This is a genomic window from Streptomyces sp. NPDC104226 (assembly GCF_055584085.1).
This window is the reverse complement of the sequence record NZ_JBVJMS010000003.1, coordinates 75,717-91,268: the sequence shown is the minus strand read 5'-3', so window position 1 is coordinate 91,268 and position 15,552 is coordinate 75,717. Positions and strand designations below refer to the sequence as shown.

Below are 15,552 nucleotides of genomic sequence, written 5' to 3'. Positions count from 1 at the left end.
TCGTGAAGGTGTTCAGCCGAGGACGGGCGGAACCATAAAGCCCAGCGGGCTTTCCGCCTCGTGCGGCCAGGTGAGAAGGACCAGGCGCAAGTTCTCGAACCTCGCCGGGATGAAAACCTGGCTGATGAGGTCGATCTCCTGAGGGAACCGGGGAATGCGGAGACGGAAGTGGTGTCCATCCCGGTTGGCGATCACGGTTGTGTCTTCGGCCCAGTAGCCGCGGATCAGTGGGTCCTCAAGGGCCTGCTCAAGGATCTGGGGGAGGACGCTGCTACTGCGGCCCCGGGCGAGTTCCAGGCGGATCATGCTCAGGTACACGCGGGCATGACTTTCCCAGCTGACGAGCTGGTCGCGGGACTCGGGGTTGATCAGCCCCCAGTGCATCAGGTTGGCGCCCTCTTCCCGCACCCACGGGAACCATTCACCCATGGGCCGGTTATACGCGATGACGTTCCAGTCGGCGTCGGAGACGTAGGCTGGCCGGGGGTCCTGCTGATCCAGAACCAGCTGTATGGCTCTGTGCTCCGGAGAGTCGTGGAGGGCGGTCACGCCTGCGGGCGGGGTGCAACCCACGGTGTAAAGGAAGAGCGTCAATCGCTGGTCGGGATCCAGGAGCAAGGCATCGGCAAGGCGCTCCATGGCCTCTCGGTCGGGCCGGGGCATGTAGCCCTTCTCCATGTCCCTGTACCACCGGTCGCTCATGCCGCAGCGTTGGGCTACGAGAGCCTGGGGCATCGGCCTATTCAGGCCCATCTTTTGGCCCGCGCCCGCTCGCCACGCACGCAAAAACCGTGGCAGGCCGGACGTCTCGTCACCGACTTCAGAGTCAGATCGAAGTGACCCTGTCAAACCATCCGGCATATTGCACTGTCTCTCTGCTTGCTCTCTTAGTTCCCTCTTATCTGAGGGTTAGCGGAGGGTATCAGTGATTGAGTCGCGAGCTCGCTCGTGCATCCCGCGTAAGGTGGGTAGGTGGCGGAAAACCAGGGGAGGTTGATGTCAAAAGGAAGTTGGCCTATCCCTAAAGGATGCGCGAAAGGGCATTGCTCTCTCTGGCGGCCCCGGGGCAATCGTTGAGGGCGGAGCCGGCGGGTACACCTTCCGGCACTTGGGTTCCGGAAACATCGTTCCGGTTCGGTGTGCGTAACAATCATCGAAGCGCGCTGCGGCGGGGATCTCGACTTCCGCTCGGGGTGTTGGTGTTTGTATGAGGCGGGGCCGCATGGCTGGCCAGCCTGCTTCGGGGGGTGGCTACGCCGAGGGAAGGGATGTGCGTTGGCGTTGCCGTGGGGATCGTCGCATTCGCAAGCGGACGGCTTCGTTACAGAGAGCCGTGCGATTGGCGGCCATCAATATAGTTGGAATGTGACATTTCCCTGCCTGGGGTTGTAGTGTTCGAGGTGCGACAGCCGAGGCGGTTGGAAGCGAAAGAGGGGCGTCGTGTTCGAAACCTTCAAAGACATGAAGGTCCATGTTCATGCTGCTGAAATCAACATTGCCTTCGCGCAGTGCGAGCAGTGGTCCGAGCGGCCCGTAGAAACCCCTGCATGTGGAATCGTTACGGCCACCGCTGTCGGCTATGGGGAGATCACTACGGTGACCCTCGGCAGCAATGTGGGAGACGCTGAGCGTCGGCAGCTCGCCCTCCTTGAAGAGAGGGTGGGGCGGCCCGTGCGGGACTGCGTCATCGTCTACAACGACTTCTGCGACTGGCCCCACCCGAAGATGAAGGGGTCCACGTCGTTCATCCAGTTCGGAATCTTTCAGGAGGCAATCGCGTGACCGAAGTGAGCATCGAGAAGAACTACGAGCGCTGGGCCGGCATGGCGCGGTCCGTCAGTCAGGTCACGGAATTCGAGGAGTGTCCGCACAAGGGCTGGCTCAAGAGGGTGGAGCGGGTCCAACCGCGACCTGCCGCCTGGAGCGTCCACGGCACCGCCTTCCACACGGCCGCCGAGCGGTTCGAGCTCGGCGGCCGGGAGGCGGCCGTCGATGCCGTGGTGGACGTCTTCCGGGACGAATACACCAAGGGCATCAACCGAGGCCTGGACGAGGTCAACGACGTGGACCTGTGGATGCGGGCGAACCGCGGCACGGCCGCCGACGACCTCGAAGAGCGCTACGAGGCAGGCTCCCGCCAGACCCGCGAGTACGTCGAGTACGTACAGGAGTACGCGCCCGTGCTCTGGTACCCGGACGGCAGTAAGCCTGCGATCGAGATGTACTTTCTGGCCGACTTCGGCGGCGTACAGGTGCGCGGCTACATCGACCAGGTGGTGAAGAACCGGGACGAATCGAACCGGGTCCGCGACCTCAAAACGGGTTCGACCAAAAGCAAGTTCCAGCTGTGGGTATACGGGATGGCCCTGAACCAGATCTACCCCGAACAGCAGGCGACCTCCGGGGACTGGTACCTGGCCAAGACCGGCAAGGTCTCCCGGCCCGTGAAGCTGGCGGACGCCGACCAGGACGAGATCACGGAGAGGATCGTCCGGATGGACCAAGGGGTGAAGTCCGGCGACTTCCCCGCCAAGCCCGGATTCGGATGCCGATTCTGCGACGTCTCCCACGCCTGCGTTTTTCGGCGCTGAAGTTGGAATGTGACCCATCACGTGAGGAAGTGACCCTTGTTCAGTCTCAATCAGTCCGTACTCGTCCGCGGTGCGGCCGGCGAGCCCTTGAAGAACCCCTTCACCGGGCTCTCGAAACTCGACGTCGAGTTCCGTCGCGGTGACTTCTCCGTCGTGTGCGCGGGGGGCGGCACCGGCAAGTCCCTGGCAGCCCTGTGGCTGGCGGTCTGGTCGAACGTGCCCACGCTGTACTTCTCGGCGGACAGCACTGCCGCCACGCAGCTCTCGCGGGCCACGGCGATGATCACTGGTGACAACGCCCGCGACATCAAGAAGAAGCTGGTCGCCGACGACGGCTCCTTTGCGGTGTACGAGGCCGCACTCGCCAAGCGGTGGTGGCTGCGGTTCAACTATCAGGCGAGGCCAACCCCCAAGGAGATCGAAACGCACCTTGAGAGCTACCGGGAGGTGTTCGGCATCTACCCCCACCTGGTGGTCGTGGACAACATCACCAACGTGGACGGCGGGGGCTCCTCGAACGCCGAGGAGTACACCTTTGGCCTCGAAGGGCTCTGCGACTACTTCAACGAGATGGCAAGGGAGACCCACTCGCACGTGATGGCCATGCATCACGTCGTCGGCGAGTACAGCTCCGGGATCAAGCCGATCCCGCTGGATGGCGTGAAGGGCAAGATCGGGCGCGTGCCGTCCGTCGTCCTCACCATTCACGCCGAAGTGGACGGCATGAACGGCCGCACCCTGCACATCAGCCCCGTGAAGAACCGTGAGGGATTCACAGACCCCTCCGGCGCGACGTACGCCTCCTTCGAGGTCAATACGTCGAATCTTCAAATCTCCGACCTGGACGATGAGTTCTAGCTCACAGTCTTTTCGTTTGGCCGCCAAGTTGGAATGTGACATAATTGAGGAAGGGGGGCAGGGGGATGAGTCCTCCGAGGAAGGGTTTCCGGGCGTGCGTGAAGTGCGAACGGAACCGGGCTGAGAAGTTCTACACCTCTACGCGCGGCAAGGTCTGTGCGTCATGCAGAAAACGCACCCGGAGTGCGAGTTCCCACGAGACGAGAGTCCAGGCGACATACGGACTTGGTCCGGGCGAATACTCAACCCTGTTCCAGGAGCAGGGCGGGAAGTGCGCCATCTGCCGGCAGGCCCGACAGCAGCGCCTCAGCGTCGATCACGACCACAGGACCGGCCTCTGTCGCGGACTCCTCTGCCGCCGCTGCAACAACTATCTGCTGGCGAAGGGTGCTCGGGACAGCCCGGCGATCCTCCGCAATGCGGCTGACTACCTCGACAACCCGCCGGCCATCCAAATCATCGGCAAGCGGTATCACAAGGAAGACGGAAAATGATCAGCTTCGACGGCGGCACGCTCTACGTGACCTTTACTCGCAAGACGAACCTGACGAAACTCCTCCGTCTCCTGGAAGCCGAAGCCCAGCTCGGGCTTCACGAGCAGGCTGTGGCCATCTACAAGGGCCGCCGAGACGCCATGCGGCAGGAGATGGGCATTCCCGCCCTGGCCGAGCTGGTTCGCGCCGAGGTGGACGTTATGAACCAGCTCCGCCTTGAATCGGCCCTCAAGGTTGGTATGTGACATGGCGAAGCCGGACATCGTCCAGGTCTTCCGGCACTACTACCCCGAGGTGGATGTGAAGGGGAGGGGCGGCTGGGAGAAGATCCACTGCCCCGAGCACCCGGAGAACAATCCCAGCGCGTCAGTTAGTTCATTCAAGGCCCGCTGGTCCTGCTTCGCCTGCGATATCAGCGAAGACGGCTACGACGTGATCATGAGAAAGGAAGGCATCGGGTTCCGTGCAGCTCAAGAGTTCGCCGCCCACCGCTTCGATGGTGGACATGGCCCAGGGCTACAGCATGAGCTTCCCCGGCAGTCCGGCCGCGGAGTACATCAGGCACCGAGGTTTGGACAGCATCGCGACCCGGATGGGTCTCGGGTACGTCGAGCACCCCGCTACGGGGCATGAGAAGCAGGCAGGCCGACTCGCGATTCCGTACCTTCGGCCGGCAGGTGGTGAGAACGGGGTAGCGACCATCCGCTTCCGTTGCATCGCGGATCAGTGCATCAGGAATCCGGACGGTTCCTGGCGCGATGAAGAGGAGCACGACGGACATGGGAAGTATCAGTCGCTCCCCGGCTCGAAGCCCATGCTCTACAACACGGCCTCCCTTATTCGTCCCAGCCCCTACATCGGCCTGAGTGAGGGTGAGTTCGACGGCATGGCCGCCGAGTTGGCTGACATTCCAACCCCCGGAGTCCCTGGCGTCTCCGGGTGGAGGGACCACTTCGACCCCGCCTTCCTCGGGTACGAGGTCGTCTTCGGCTTCACGGACGGCGACGGACCCGGCGAGCAGTTCGTAGCCAAGCTCGCCGAGCGCATCCCCAACCTCGTGCCGATCTACTTCGACAAGAAGTACGACGTGTGCCGATTCGTCAAGGAATTCGGGCCCCAGGCCCTTCGAGAGAAGTGTGGTCTGTCATGAGTCGCCTCTTCGAGGACAAGAAGTTGGAATGTGACGCCGATGCCGTGAACAGCCCGGCTCATTACACCCGAGGCGCCTACGAAGTCATCGACATCATCCAGGCGTCGATGACCCACGAAGCCTTCCTCGGCTACCTCCTCGGCAACCAGATCAAGTACCTGATGCGCTGCCAGCACAAGCACCAGGACGGCGGAAGCCAGGACCTTCAGAAGCTCATCTGGTACGCGAACAGGTACATCGCCAACATCCGTGTGGAGAAGTGAATGAAGCGAATCGTTGTCTTGCCTGACGTACAGGCTCCCCTCGAAGACCCCCGCATGGTCCGGAACTGGACCAGCTTCGTAAAGGACTTCGAACCAGATGAAGTTCTCGGAATCGGTGACACCTGCGACTTCACCGCCCCCTCCCGCTGGAACAAGGGCAGCCGCGGAGAGTTCGAAGACGACGTCTACGACCAGGCCGCCTACACCAAGAAGAAGGTCATCGCCCCCGTACGAGAAGTCTTCAGCGGCCGGTTCGGCATCCTCCGCTCGAACCACGGCGACCGGCCGCGTGACTACCTCCGAAAGTACGCGCCGGCCCTCGCTAAGACAGGCGCCTTCGACGAGCCCGAACTTCTCGACTACGCCGGATTCGAGATCGCCGACCTGGGCGACTTCTACGACTTCGCCGAGGGATGGACAGCGACACACGGCCACCTCGGGTTCTCGTCCAGCCGCTACGCAGGAGGCTCCGCCATGGCAGCAGCTCGGGCCATGGGCAAGTCGGTGGTGATGGGCCACGTGCACAAGCTCGGACTCATCAACGAGTCCAGGGGCTACAAGGGCAACCTCCAGACCCTCACCGGAGTCGAGGTCGGCCACTTCATGGACATCAACAAGGCCACCTACCTGAAGCGCGGGGCGACCAATTGGCAGGCCGGCTTCACCGTGCTCTACATCGGCAAATACGGGGACGTGACACCGGTCCTGGTCCCCATGGCCAGTGACGGTTCCTTCACGGTCGAGGGTCAGCGGTACGGGGCCCTGCACCGGGCCGAGAACGGGCAGTTCGTACGGAAGGCAGCAGCGTGACAGAGAACGTCGAACTCGACTGGGCCTACCTGTCCGACCTCGCCGGGAAGGTGGCCTACTCCATCGCGGAACGCTGGCACATCGTCGAAGCCGACGACGTGAAGCAGGCCATCCTGGAACACGCCATCCGGGAGCGGAAGAACGTCGCCCTGGCCATCGAGGACCAGGCCCTCCTCAAGCGGATCTTCTGGACGGCCGGCAAGCGGTACGCCGCCAAGGAACGACTCTACCGGGACCTGGTGGACGGCGAGTACTTCTACACCGCCGACGAGGCCAAGTCGGCCCTCCTGACCATGGTCTACACCGCAGAGGAGTTCAGCGGACTCATCGGCAAGAAGGACGACCTCAACCACTGCACCGTCAGCGAGAACCTTCACACGGCCCGGCTGGACGCCGAGGACGCCATGAAGCGGATCAACGAGCGGTATCAGCGACTCCTCCACAGCCGATACGTCCTTGGAATACCTCTCACTTCCGACGCAGACCAGAAAGCCTGCCAACGGGCGGTCGTCGCCCTCTCCTACGAGATGAACCGCTCAATCCGACGAAAGGTCCAGGCGTGATCGAGACCCGCCACCACTACGACCGTGACGACATCACGTTCGACGTGATCTACGACTCCGGCACCATCTCGCCCGTCTACCTCGGACTCCACAGCGCGGCAGACAGCGCGGAGTTCAACATCGACCGGCAGGACCTTCGCAAGGTCATCGAAATGCTGACCGCCGCACTCGCGGCCAACCACTAAGGGGAAACGCTTGTTCCAGACCGAAACCGCAGAAACCGTGTTCCTCCGCACCTACTCCCGTAAGAAGCCCGACGGCTCGCAGGAGAGCTGGCCCGAGACCGTCGAACGTGTCGTAGACGGCAACCTGGCACTGGTCGAGCCCCGATACATCGAGAGCGGCGAGCGCCAGGCCCTCATTGACCTGATCCAGGACTTCAAGTTCCTGCCCGCAGGCCGGCACCTCAAGAGCAGCGGCGTAAACAATTTCGCGTTGAACAACTGCTGGGCCGCGGGATGGTCGGAAGACCCCGCCGAGCACTACACATTCACCCTTCTCCGCCTGGCCGAGGGCGGCGGCGTCGGCAGCAACTACAGCAGCCGGTACCTCCACGGAGCCCCGACCGTCGAGAACTGCGTGACCGTACACATCGTGTGCGATCCCGCGCACCCCGACCACGAGGAACTGTCCAAGGCCGGGCTCCTCAGCTCCGAGTACGACTACGAGTGGGCCGGGGCCTACTCGGTGGAGGACTCGCGGGAGGGTTGGGCCTGGGCGCTCGGGGACCTGATCCGCACGGCGCACGAGCCGACGATGAAGCATCACAACCGGGTCTTCGACGTGAGCCGCATCCGAGGCAAGGGAGCACCGCTTCGAAGCTTCGGTGGGACCGCCTCGGGCCCCGAGCCGTTCGCCCGCATGATGATCGAGGTCGGCGCGATCCTCTCGGAGGCTGCCGGCTGGCCGCTCAACGGCATGGATGCCATGGCGATAGACCATCAGATCGCAATGGCCATCGTCGCGGGCGGAGTTCGCAGGTCGGCCCGCATGAGCATCATGCACTGGGACGATTCCCAGATCGAGGAGTTCTTGAAGTGCAAGTCTTCGGACACGGCGATGTGGACGACGAACATCAGTGTCGAGATCGACTCAGCCTTCATGAAGGCCCTGGACGAGAAGAACCCCCGTGCCCAGAAGATCATGAAGGCGATCGCCGAGGGCGCTCTTGGGAACGGGGAGCCTGGCTTCTGGAACTCGACGCTGACTGCCGAGGGTGAGGTAGACGGCACCTTCACCACCAACCCTTGCGGTGAAGCGACGCTGACCGCCTGGGAGCCGTGCAACCTCGGTTCCGTCAATCTCGGTAGGTTCGTTCGTGACGGGGCAGCCGACCTGGCCGGCCTGGAGGACGCGCACCGGTACGCCACCCGCTACCTCATCCGTGCGACATGCGCCAAGGTGGCTGACCCGAAGTCGGCTGAGGCCATCCGGAAGTTCAGGCGAATCGGCGTCGGACACCTCGGGTTCGCGGACTACCTGGTCAGGCAGGGCATCAAGTACAGCCGAGCCCCGTACAACCACAGCGTCCGCTCCGACCTCGCCCACTTCGCGGACACCGTGGACCAGGCCGCCGCGGAATACGCCAATGAGCTACGCATCCCGGTACCCATCAAGAAGAGGGTGATCGCTCCGACCGGTACCACGTCCAAGCTCGCCAGCGCTTCGGGTGAGGGCATCCATGCCCCCTTCTCGGACTTCTTCCTTCGCCGGATTCGGTTCTCGTCCATCGAGCCCACCGAGAAGGCCCAGATCGAGGCGTACGAGAGGAAGGGCTACCGCACCGAGCCGTGCGTGTACTCGGCGAACACGGTCGTGGTCGAGATCCCGACTGTGGACCCGCTCCTCCCTGACTACCCCGAGTGCGTAGAGGCCTTCGAGCACGCAGGGGAGCTGACCCTTGAACAGATGCTCTCGGTTCAGCGGATGTACCAGGAGCTTTGGGCCGACCAAGCCGTGTCCTACACGGCCTCGGTGAACCCGGAGACCTATACGGCGATGGACGTGTACGAAATCCTGCGTGGGTTCCTGCCGGTCCTCAAGGGGACCACCATCTTCCCGGAGATGAGTCGGACCCAGCCCCCGTACGAGCGGATCTCCGAAGAGGAATACGAGAAGCGCATGTCCGAAATCGGGGAGGTCGTGGCAGATACCGGCTATGACGAGGTCTGCGCCTCCGGGGCCTGCCCTATCTGAGAGTTAGATCACGCACTCTCAAGTTGGAATGTGACACTAGGAATGCGAGGATCAAGACATGAGTGAGAGCCCCTTCGGAAGCGGTTCCCCCTGGGATGAACCCACCGAGAACACCACCCCGAACGAGACCAACATGGAGTCGCCTGTGACCACTGCCGCCCCCGCCCCGACCGCCGCGCCCGAGGGTGTCACCGTCTCCTTCAAGGGGGGTCTCGGCTATGACGCCTCCCTCGCCGTGCTGCGGGCGGCGACCGTCGCCGAGATGGACAACCTCCTGGAGGAGGAGGGGCCGGCCATCGCATCCATGCTCCGCAAGATGGCCAAGATTCAGACGTTCAACACCGAGCTGAACACCAAGGACAAGGGCGTCGCGGCCAAGGCCGCGGTCAAGACCACCTTCTCTGGCGGTCGTGTCCAGCAGGACGGCGGTCCCGCCGTGGTGAACGACACCTGCCCCCACGGCCGGAAGCACTTCGCCAAGGGTGACTGGGAGGCGATGTTCTGCACCGAGCGCGAGAAGTCCGACCAGTGCCCGCCTGCCTTCCTGGATAAGAAGAGCGGCAAGTACGTCCAGAAGTAGCAGCGCTAAAAGTTGGAATGTGACACGTGGGGGCCGGGTTGCCGCCCGGCCCCCCGGCCCCGAAAGGCACCCGTGAAGTTTCAGAGCGCCATGGATGTGGAGCTCGTGCAGCAGCTCGCCAACGACGAGATGGTCTGCATGGCCGCCCGAGTCTCCACCACCGGCAACACGGTCCAGGCCTATACCCGCGAGAAGAACGAGGGCCTGATCAACTACCTCATGCGCGACCGGCACGGCTCTCCATTCGAGCACGGCCTGTTCACGTTCCGGATCTCCGCCCCGATCTTCGTCGTCCGCGAGTTCATGAGGCATCGGGCCGGCATGAGCTACAACGAGGAATCGGCCCGGTACCGGGAACTGGAACCCGTCTTCTACGTCCCGGCCGGCGACCGCCCCCTGGTCCAGGTCGGCCGCGCCGGAAAGTACGACTTCAAGGCCGGAACCTTCCGCCAGGCCCTCGTGGCCGGGGAGGCCCTGCGCATGGCCTACACCGAGGCATGGACCCAGTACCAGGCCATGCTGGGCGAAGGCGTCGCCCGCGAGGTCGCCCGCAGCGTCCTCCCGGTCGGAACCTTCTCGACCTTCTACGTCACCTGCAATCCGCGGAGCCTGATGCACTTCCTGTCGCTCCGCACGAAGAGTGATGACGCGGCCTACCCGAGCTTTCCCCAGGTCGAGATTCAGATGGTCGCGGACCAGATGGAAGAGCACTTCAAGACCCACATGCCGATGACCCACGAGACCTTCGTGCGGAACGGACGGGTGGGGCCGTGAAGCTCGGCAACGCCCTGGCGGCGCTCCTCCTTGTGCTGGTCGCAGTTAGTTCATTCCTCATCTGGATCAAGGCCCCCTGCGGCCTGTGGACGTACGCGAAGGTCGGCGACACCCCCGCCCGCTGCGTCACCCGCCTCCGCTGATGGCCGAGCTGGTGAGCCTCCTGGCCTTCTACCAGTGCCGCTGCGGCATGTCCTTCGTCCTGGACTACCCCGCCGACGAAACCCCCGAAGAACCCGCAGCCTGCACGGCTTGCGAGATACCTGGAGCCAACGAATGAGCATGTGGACCACCTTTGAGCGTGGGAACTCCCAGATGGACCTTCTGAACGTCCCCTTGGACAAGGTGACGATCGAGGTCAAGGAGGAGAACACGGCGCTGATCACCTCCCTGCGAGACCAGCTCGCGCAGGCCGAAGCAAAGGTGACGGAACTGACCGACGCCCGGAAGTACTGGACCCAGCGCTACGACGATGAGAAGCGCGCCTCGAAGGACTGGCGAGGCCGGTACGAGGCGGAGCGGACCCGCAAGACCGCGGGGGCCGGCCACCGGTACGTCCAGCTCGTGAAGCACCTTGCGGACCGCAAGCGCGCCCTGCTGGGTGTGATCGATCGTGCCCAGGAGGGCAAGCGCTGGTCGGACGCTGCCACCAGCCAGGCCAGCCTTGACGAGGTGACGACCGCGATGCGGGCCGCCGGTGTTCTTTGAGACCTGGGACGAAGTCCCTCTTCATGTCTACGTCCACAACAACATGACCGTCGAGCGGCGGGTGGGCCCGCTCACCGAAGAGTCCGAGTTCCCCACCGTCCTGGAAGGCACCTACTGATGCTCGGAAGGAAGGCTGCGGCACTGCGGCAGGTGGAAGCGGAGCTGGCGCTGAGCCAGCGAGCGGCCTCGAAGCACCAGCAGATCGCACAGCGGCTCGGCCTCTACGCAGACGAGCTGGAACGAGAACTCGACATCGTCGTACGCGAGTACAGCGCGCTCGAAGCAAAGTTTGACGCGCTGGTCGCGGAGCGGGATCGAAACCGAAGTATGAAGCCGCCCTTTTGAGAGCGGGAAGTTGGAATGTGACATTGGGAGTCTTCTGTGAAGGTCATCGACTACAGCCTCAACGGCGACAGCATCCGCATCAACGTCGTTGAGACAGAAGAAGACCTCCCCGAATTCCGGAACTTCGTCATCGCCAACCGGCGCGCACTCGGCTTCGACACAGAGACAGACGGCCTCTCCTGGTGGGAGGACGGCTTCCGAATCCGCCTCGCGCAGTTCGGGAACGCTCACGAGAGCTACGTCCTCCCCGTGGAGAAGGGTGGCCTCTTTCAAGAGGACGCAATCAAGGCTGTCGCGTGGGTCCAGAAGCTCATCATGCAAAACGGCACCTACGACATCCTCTGCATGGACCGGGTGTGGGGAGTCAAGGCCGAATCAGTATTCCCGCGACTCCTCGACAGCCGCATCGTCGCCCACCTCGTAGACAGCAGGGGTCGCAAAGACGGCGGCATAGGTCATTCGCTCGAAGAACTCACCCGCCACTACCTCTCAACAGTGGTGGCCGATGAGGTGAAGAGCAGCATGACCGCCATCGCCAAGGAGTTGAAGGTCAAGAAGGCCGAGGTGTGGCCGGTCGTCCCGCTGGAACATGAAGGCTTCAACCTCTACGCCGGCATGGACCCCGTACTGGCCTTCCGGCTGGCCCGGAAGCTCAAGCCGCTGATACCGGCCTCCGCCCGAAAGCTCCTCGACTACGAACACCAGCTCGCCGCCGCGTGCGCCTACATGGTCCGCAAGGGCATCAAGGCGGACGTCCCGTACATCCAAGCTCGCGCTCACGAACTGGCCCGTACCGAAGTCCACTTCAAGGAAGTGGCCGCGAAGCTCGGACTGGAGAACATCAACTCACCGAAACAGGTGGGGGACGCGATCATCGGCCGGGGAATCCGGCCAACCGACACAACCCCCACGGGCCAGCCCAAGGTCGATGACCAGCTCCTCAAAGCCCACCTCGGCGATCCCCTGTGTGAGGCGATCTACCAGGGCAAGAAGGCAGCCAAGGCCAAGAGCACATGGTTCGACAACGCCCTGAACAACCGGGACTCCGGGGATCGGCTGCACGCCGCGATCAACTCGACTGGCGCCCGGACGGCCCGGATGTCGATCTCGGGCGCGATACCGGCCCAGACATTCCCCTCCAAGGATTCTCTGGTCCGCCGAGGCTTCATCGCGGACCCCGGATACGTGATCTGCGCCGTGGACTACAAGGCCCAGGAGCTTCGAGTCCTGGCGGCCCTGTCGGGAGACAAGGCCATGAAGCGGGCCTTCCGTGAAGGAGCCGACCTCCACCAGATCACCGCGGACTCCGCCGGAGTCGATCGGGCTACGGGAAAGATGGCCGGGTTCCTCACCGTGTACGGAGGAGGCTGGGCCGCCCTCGCCTCACAGGCCGGAGTCAGCGAGGAGACAGCTCGACGCGCGATCGACGGCTTCTTCGACGCCTTCCCCAGGGTCCGGGAGTACTCCGAGGAGCTACAGAAGGAAGCCCGCCGCTTCGGCTACATCACCACAAACACGGGGCGTCGGCTCCTGGTTGACAAGCGGCGCCCATACGCCGCATTGAACTATGCGGTACAGAGCGCGAGCCGGGATGTGACAGGCCGGGCCATCCTCCGACTCCAGACAGCCGGATACGGACCCTACTGCCTGCTCCCGGTCCATGACGAGGTGATCTTCCAATTCCCGGAAGAACACGCCTCGAAGGCCACCACCAAGGCCGCCCAAATCATGAAGGAAACCATGAATGGCGTCCTCATAGACACCGATGTGTCGGTCTACGGAAAGAGCTGGGGCTGCGGATACATGGCTGCCGGCCAGTACTGCGACCTCTGCGACACCATCCACAAGGAGAACGAATGAGCAACGAGAACGATCCGTTTGACGAACTGGTCGGCGGTATCAGCAAGGAAATCCACGAACGGCTCATCGAGAGCACCGGCCTCGCGGCCCTCAAGTCCGCGCGAATCAGCGGGACAGTCATCAGGGAGGCGAAGGACTGGGGAGTGCCGAAGGATCTGGCCGAAGCCATGGGCGCCGATGTTTGGCACCTCCTCATGATCGGCACCCCGGCAGCGGAGGTGACCGAGTGAACACCGATCACTTCACTGTTGAAGGTATGGAAAACGGCGGCGTCGTCCTCTGGATGAAGGACCGCGACGACCCCATAGCCGAGGGTGGTTGCTCCTGCTGCGGCGACAACGAGGTGACTCTCACCGACCTGATGAACGCGGCAAAGATCCACTGGGGCTACAAGGAGCAGGAGACCGCGGAGTGACCTCGTACCTTCTCTTTTCGTCCCCGGCCTGCATCCCCTGCCAGCGTATGAAGCCTCTGATCGCCCAGGAATCCATCACGGCCGATGTGACCGTGACCGATGTGGTCGCCCCCGACGACCTCTTCGAGGTCCTGGAGGTCAGCAGCGTCCCGACCCTCATGGCGATGAAGGACAGCCGGGAGGCCGGCCGCCTGGTCGGCATGAGCAGCCAGGCGGATCTTGTGGGCTTCTTCGAGGAAACGGCTTGATGGATGATCGCCCCGACTGGGACACGTACTTCCTCGGAATCGCTCAAGCTGTCGCTGCACGAGGTGATTGTTGCCGCAGCCGCGTCGGAGCTGTGGTGGTCGGCCCTGACCGGCGCATCCGCTCTACGGGATACAACGGATCACCTCCAGGCGGCCCGTCGTGCAGCCGTGGCGAGTGCCCGCGCTGCCGCTCGGAAGTCCCCTCCGGCACGTCATACGAGAACTGTCTTGAGACACACGCCGAGGCCAACGCGCTGCTGTACGCCGACTGGCCGGCCTGCCAGGACGCGACGATCTACATAACGAGGGCGCCATGCCGCGACTGCGCGAAGCTCATCCGCTCTGCGGGTGTGAGGGAGATCGTCTACCTGACTGAGGAAAAGGTGAGTCGAAGGGTGCTCTGATGTGCGGAGAACCCCCGGCCTAAGGCCGGGGGTTCTCCGTGTTCGTGCCGCGTTATGCGCGGCCTGCCAGCATGAGCGCCAGGGGGCCGGCGGGGAGGAGGAACTGTCCTTCCGCAGCAGCCTGGATGGCGTCCGGCATCGGCCACCAAGACAGCTTGAAGTCTGCCTCGGAGGGTTCGAGCTGCTGGGCACCGAGGGTGAGATCGTGAGCCTCGAAGAGATGAACGCGCGCCGTGGTCCCGAGAGTGATGGCGTACGAACCGAGGCTCCTCCAGGACTCTGCGGTGACTCCCGCTTCTTCCTGAAGTTCCCGACGAGCGCACTCCTCGGGGGTCTCGTCCCCTTCGACCCGTCCACCTGGGAGGAACAGGTAGTCGCCGCCGTGGCGGGGGAACTCCGCGTTCAGAATCGCAACAAGGCCGTCCTGGTCCACGGCCACGATGACGGCCGCGTCCGGGGTGTTGTCCGTGTGGTCCATATCGATTGAGAGTAGACCTGATTCACCGAGTGAATGCCGCGAACGGAACATTCATCACCTCGGGGCGGGCAGTCCCCCTACCCCAGAATCCGTCCTCCCCGAACGAGTCGCCATGGTCGGCGCAGAGGATGATCAGCCACCGCTGATTCTGGGTGAGCGTGGTGATCAGACGCCCCAGGTGTTCGTCAGCGTAGGCGAGTGCTGCGGCCTGCGAGAGGACGCTGTCCGTGCTCTCACCGAGGTAGTGCCCGTGGGGTACGTGCGTGGCCGACACATTGACGAACAGGAAGAGCGGGCGAGCCGCGTGCCCTTCCGCGACGCTCAACGCCTGGTCGACCTGATGCCGGGTGGAGTCCGGTTCCGGGGAGCAGAACTCCGGACGCCAGTGGTCCTCGTCGAACATCGCGGGGAGCACCCCACCGAGCGGCGTCTCCCGGGAGAAGTAGGTGACGCCTCCGATGCACACGGTGCGGTACCCGTGCTGCCCGAGCCCGACCAGCAGGTTCGGAGCGTCGAAGACGAAGGTCTCAGGTGGCACCTTCTTGAAGGCCGGCGGGCGGCACTCCCACAGACGCGTCGGCTGCTCCGGCTGCGGCAGCTTGGGCAGGAAGCCGGAGAAGTACGCCATGTGGGCCGGGAGGGTGAACGATCCCGGGGTCTGGCGAAGCTCCCAGCCGCCTTCGGGGAGAAGGCCGGCCAGGGCCGGGGTCAGGCCTTCGTCGAGGGCCTGACGGGCTACGTCGTATCGGAGGGAGTCCAAGGTGACGAAGAGGATGTTCGTCTCGGTCTCGATGATCTCCGCCGCGTTGATCACT

26 protein-coding genes and 1 pseudogene are annotated in these 15,552 nt (G+C 63.6%); 23 read left to right on the top strand and 4 right to left on the bottom strand.

All coding sequences use genetic code 11. The features are described 5' to 3' along the window. Positions 1-12: 12 nt before the first annotated feature. Positions 13-861 (bottom strand): helix-turn-helix transcriptional regulator, encoded by an 849-nt coding sequence (locus ACZ60J_RS10305; protein ID WP_469680460.1) that lies wholly within the window; start codon positions 859-861, stop codon positions 13-15. Positions 862-1,440: 579 nt separating this feature from the next. On the opposite strand from ACZ60J_RS10305, the gene ACZ60J_RS10300 reads away from it, so the two are divergent. The 6 genes and pseudogenes from ACZ60J_RS10300 to ACZ60J_RS10275 form a co-directional block, all read left to right on the top strand. Further along, positions 1,441-1,782, top strand: a complete 342-nt coding sequence (locus tag ACZ60J_RS10300; RefSeq protein WP_469680459.1) for a hypothetical protein — start codon at positions 1,441-1,443, stop codon at positions 1,780-1,782. After that, positions 1,779-2,591, top strand: coding sequence for a RecB family exonuclease (locus ACZ60J_RS10295; protein WP_469680457.1), 813 nt, complete (start codon positions 1,779-1,781; stop codon positions 2,589-2,591). Before ACZ60J_RS10300 ends, ACZ60J_RS10295 begins: the two co-directional genes overlap by 4 nt. Positions 2,592-2,627: 36 nt before the next feature. Further along, complete coding sequence (locus ACZ60J_RS10290; RefSeq protein WP_469680455.1) at positions 2,628-3,449, top strand: AAA family ATPase; 822 nt, start codon at positions 2,628-2,630, stop codon at positions 3,447-3,449. Positions 3,450-3,514: 65 nt separating this feature from the next. Then, on the top strand, positions 3,515-3,943 hold the full coding sequence (locus tag ACZ60J_RS10285) for an endonuclease VII domain-containing protein (protein ID WP_469680453.1): 429 nt from the start codon (positions 3,515-3,517) through the stop codon (positions 3,941-3,943). Beyond that, on the top strand, positions 3,940-4,188 hold the full coding sequence (locus tag ACZ60J_RS10280; RefSeq protein ID WP_469680452.1) for a hypothetical protein: 249 nt from the start codon (positions 3,940-3,942) through the stop codon (positions 4,186-4,188). The genes ACZ60J_RS10285 and ACZ60J_RS10280 overlap by 4 nt, the downstream gene beginning before the upstream one ends. A 1-nt stretch (position 4,189) precedes the next feature. After that, positions 4,190-4,378, top strand: a pseudogene (locus tag ACZ60J_RS10275) (CHC2 zinc finger domain-containing protein); the annotation flags it as partial. Here the strand turns inward: ACZ60J_RS10275 and ACZ60J_RS10270 are convergent. Beyond that, complete coding sequence (locus tag ACZ60J_RS10270; protein ID WP_469681557.1) at positions 4,319-4,450, bottom strand: hypothetical protein; 132 nt, start codon at positions 4,448-4,450, stop codon at positions 4,319-4,321. The pseudogene ACZ60J_RS10275 and the gene ACZ60J_RS10270 sit on opposite strands and share 60 nt — an antisense overlap. On the opposite strand from ACZ60J_RS10270, the gene ACZ60J_RS10265 reads away from it, so the two are divergent. The 17 genes from ACZ60J_RS10265 (at position 4,449) to ACZ60J_RS10185 (ending at position 14,259) form a co-directional block, all read left to right on the top strand. Beyond that, the gene (locus ACZ60J_RS10265; protein WP_469681555.1) at positions 4,449-5,093 is read left to right on the top strand and encodes a topoisomerase; all 645 of its coding nucleotides are present in this window, start codon (positions 4,449-4,451) and stop codon (positions 5,091-5,093) included. The two genes, ACZ60J_RS10270 and ACZ60J_RS10265, sit on opposite strands and share 2 nt — an antisense overlap. After that, a complete protein-coding gene (locus ACZ60J_RS10260) occupies positions 5,090-5,356 on the top strand; it encodes a DUF3310 domain-containing protein (protein WP_469680450.1) in 267 nt (88 codons plus the stop codon). The genes ACZ60J_RS10265 and ACZ60J_RS10260 overlap by 4 nt, the downstream gene beginning before the upstream one ends. Further along, positions 5,357-6,166 (top strand): hypothetical protein, encoded by an 810-nt coding sequence (locus ACZ60J_RS10255; protein WP_469680448.1) that lies wholly within the window; start codon positions 5,357-5,359, stop codon positions 6,164-6,166. After that, positions 6,163-6,729, top strand: coding sequence for a hypothetical protein (locus tag ACZ60J_RS10250; RefSeq protein ID WP_469680446.1), 567 nt, complete (start codon positions 6,163-6,165; stop codon positions 6,727-6,729). The genes ACZ60J_RS10255 and ACZ60J_RS10250 overlap by 4 nt, the downstream gene beginning before the upstream one ends. After that, entirely contained in the window at positions 6,726-6,914 is a 189-nt protein-coding gene (locus tag ACZ60J_RS10245; protein ID WP_469680444.1) for a hypothetical protein, read from the top strand. The genes ACZ60J_RS10250 and ACZ60J_RS10245 overlap by 4 nt, the downstream gene beginning before the upstream one ends. A 10-nt stretch (positions 6,915-6,924) precedes the next feature. Further along, positions 6,925-8,925: a ribonucleoside-triphosphate reductase, adenosylcobalamin-dependent gene (gene nrdJ, locus ACZ60J_RS10240; RefSeq protein ID WP_469680442.1), complete on the top strand. Its 2,001-nt coding sequence runs from the start codon at positions 6,925-6,927 to the stop codon at positions 8,923-8,925. Positions 8,926-8,983: 58 nt separating this feature from the next. Beyond that, positions 8,984-9,505 (top strand): hypothetical protein, encoded by a 522-nt coding sequence (locus ACZ60J_RS10235; RefSeq protein WP_469680440.1) that lies wholly within the window; start codon positions 8,984-8,986, stop codon positions 9,503-9,505. A gap of 90 nt (positions 9,506-9,595) precedes the next feature. Next, positions 9,596-10,279: an FAD-dependent thymidylate synthase gene (gene thyX / locus ACZ60J_RS10230; RefSeq protein WP_469681490.1), complete on the top strand. Its 684-nt coding sequence runs from the start codon at positions 9,596-9,598 to the stop codon at positions 10,277-10,279. A gap of 142 nt (positions 10,280-10,421) precedes the next feature. Continuing rightward, positions 10,422-10,559, top strand: coding sequence for a hypothetical protein (locus ACZ60J_RS10225; RefSeq protein WP_469680438.1), 138 nt, complete (start codon positions 10,422-10,424; stop codon positions 10,557-10,559). A 35-nt stretch (positions 10,560-10,594) separates the two neighbouring features. Continuing rightward, entirely contained in the window at positions 10,595-10,987 is a 393-nt protein-coding gene (locus tag ACZ60J_RS10220; RefSeq protein ID WP_469680436.1) for a hypothetical protein, read from the top strand. After that, the gene (locus tag ACZ60J_RS10215; RefSeq protein WP_469680434.1) at positions 10,977-11,105 is read left to right on the top strand and encodes a hypothetical protein; all 129 of its coding nucleotides are present in this window, start codon (positions 10,977-10,979) and stop codon (positions 11,103-11,105) included. The genes ACZ60J_RS10220 and ACZ60J_RS10215 overlap by 11 nt, the downstream gene beginning before the upstream one ends. Continuing rightward, complete coding sequence (locus tag ACZ60J_RS10210; RefSeq protein WP_469680432.1) at positions 11,105-11,332, top strand: hypothetical protein; 228 nt, start codon at positions 11,105-11,107, stop codon at positions 11,330-11,332. The genes ACZ60J_RS10215 and ACZ60J_RS10210 overlap by 1 nt, the downstream gene beginning before the upstream one ends. A gap of 36 nt (positions 11,333-11,368) precedes the next feature. Further along, entirely contained in the window at positions 11,369-13,192 is a 1,824-nt protein-coding gene (locus tag ACZ60J_RS10205) for a DNA polymerase (RefSeq protein ID WP_469680430.1), read from the top strand. Then, the gene (locus ACZ60J_RS10200; RefSeq protein ID WP_469680428.1) at positions 13,189-13,422 is read left to right on the top strand and encodes a hypothetical protein; all 234 of its coding nucleotides are present in this window, start codon (positions 13,189-13,191) and stop codon (positions 13,420-13,422) included. The genes ACZ60J_RS10205 and ACZ60J_RS10200 overlap by 4 nt, the downstream gene beginning before the upstream one ends. After that, positions 13,419-13,607: a hypothetical protein gene (locus ACZ60J_RS10195; protein WP_469680427.1), complete on the top strand. Its 189-nt coding sequence runs from the start codon at positions 13,419-13,421 to the stop codon at positions 13,605-13,607. Before ACZ60J_RS10200 ends, ACZ60J_RS10195 begins: the two co-directional genes overlap by 4 nt. Further along, a complete protein-coding gene (locus tag ACZ60J_RS10190) occupies positions 13,604-13,855 on the top strand; it encodes a thioredoxin family protein (RefSeq protein WP_469680426.1) in 252 nt (83 codons plus the stop codon). The genes ACZ60J_RS10195 and ACZ60J_RS10190 overlap by 4 nt, the downstream gene beginning before the upstream one ends. After that, a complete protein-coding gene (locus tag ACZ60J_RS10185; RefSeq protein ID WP_469680424.1) occupies positions 13,855-14,259 on the top strand; it encodes a deoxycytidylate deaminase in 405 nt (134 codons plus the stop codon). Before ACZ60J_RS10190 ends, ACZ60J_RS10185 begins: the two co-directional genes overlap by 1 nt. A gap of 52 nt (positions 14,260-14,311) precedes the next feature. On the opposite strand, the gene ACZ60J_RS10180 is transcribed toward ACZ60J_RS10185, so the two are convergent. After that, positions 14,312-14,737: an NUDIX hydrolase gene (locus tag ACZ60J_RS10180; protein ID WP_469680423.1), complete on the bottom strand. Its 426-nt coding sequence runs from the start codon at positions 14,735-14,737 to the stop codon at positions 14,312-14,314. 22 nt (positions 14,738-14,759) lie between these two features. Further along, positions 14,760-15,551 (bottom strand): STM4013/SEN3800 family hydrolase, encoded by a 792-nt coding sequence (locus tag ACZ60J_RS10175; protein ID WP_469680421.1) that lies wholly within the window; start codon positions 15,549-15,551, stop codon positions 14,760-14,762. Between the last annotated feature and the right edge of the window lies 1 nt (position 15,552).

Bases quoted from the DNA above. Each gene is read 5' to 3' on its own strand.
- ACZ60J_RS10305 (WP_469680460.1), bottom strand. From the start codon at position 861: ATGCCGGATGGTTTGACAGGGTCACTTCGATCTGACTCTGAAGTCGGT.
- ACZ60J_RS10285 (WP_469680453.1), top strand. From the start codon at position 3,515: ATGAGTCCTCCGAGGAAGGGTTTCCGGGCGTGCGTGAAGTGCGAACGG.
- ACZ60J_RS10280 (WP_469680452.1), top strand. From the start codon at position 3,940: ATGATCAGCTTCGACGGCGGCACGCTCTACGTGACCTTTACTCGCAAG.
- ACZ60J_RS10265 (WP_469681555.1), top strand. From the start codon at position 4,449: ATGGCCCAGGGCTACAGCATGAGCTTCCCCGGCAGTCCGGCCGCGGAG.
- ACZ60J_RS10270 (WP_469681557.1), bottom strand. From the start codon at position 4,450: ATGTCCACCATCGAAGCGGTGGGCGGCGAACTCTTGAGCTGCACGGAA.
- ACZ60J_RS10260 (WP_469680450.1), top strand. From the start codon at position 5,090: ATGAGTCGCCTCTTCGAGGACAAGAAGTTGGAATGTGACGCCGATGCC.
- ACZ60J_RS10255 (WP_469680448.1), top strand. From the start codon at position 5,357: ATGAAGCGAATCGTTGTCTTGCCTGACGTACAGGCTCCCCTCGAAGAC.
- ACZ60J_RS10235 (WP_469680440.1), top strand. From the start codon at position 8,984: ATGAGTGAGAGCCCCTTCGGAAGCGGTTCCCCCTGGGATGAACCCACC.
- thyX (WP_469681490.1), top strand. From the start codon at position 9,596: ATGGATGTGGAGCTCGTGCAGCAGCTCGCCAACGACGAGATGGTCTGC.
- ACZ60J_RS10225 (WP_469680438.1), top strand. From the start codon at position 10,422: ATGGCCGAGCTGGTGAGCCTCCTGGCCTTCTACCAGTGCCGCTGCGGC.
- ACZ60J_RS10220 (WP_469680436.1), top strand. From the start codon at position 10,595: ATGGACCTTCTGAACGTCCCCTTGGACAAGGTGACGATCGAGGTCAAG.
- ACZ60J_RS10210 (WP_469680432.1), top strand. From the start codon at position 11,105: ATGCTCGGAAGGAAGGCTGCGGCACTGCGGCAGGTGGAAGCGGAGCTG.
- ACZ60J_RS10200 (WP_469680428.1), top strand. From the start codon at position 13,189: ATGAGCAACGAGAACGATCCGTTTGACGAACTGGTCGGCGGTATCAGC.
- ACZ60J_RS10185 (WP_469680424.1), top strand. From the start codon at position 13,855: ATGGATGATCGCCCCGACTGGGACACGTACTTCCTCGGAATCGCTCAA.
- ACZ60J_RS10180 (WP_469680423.1), bottom strand. From the start codon at position 14,737: ATGGACCACACGGACAACACCCCGGACGCGGCCGTCATCGTGGCCGTG.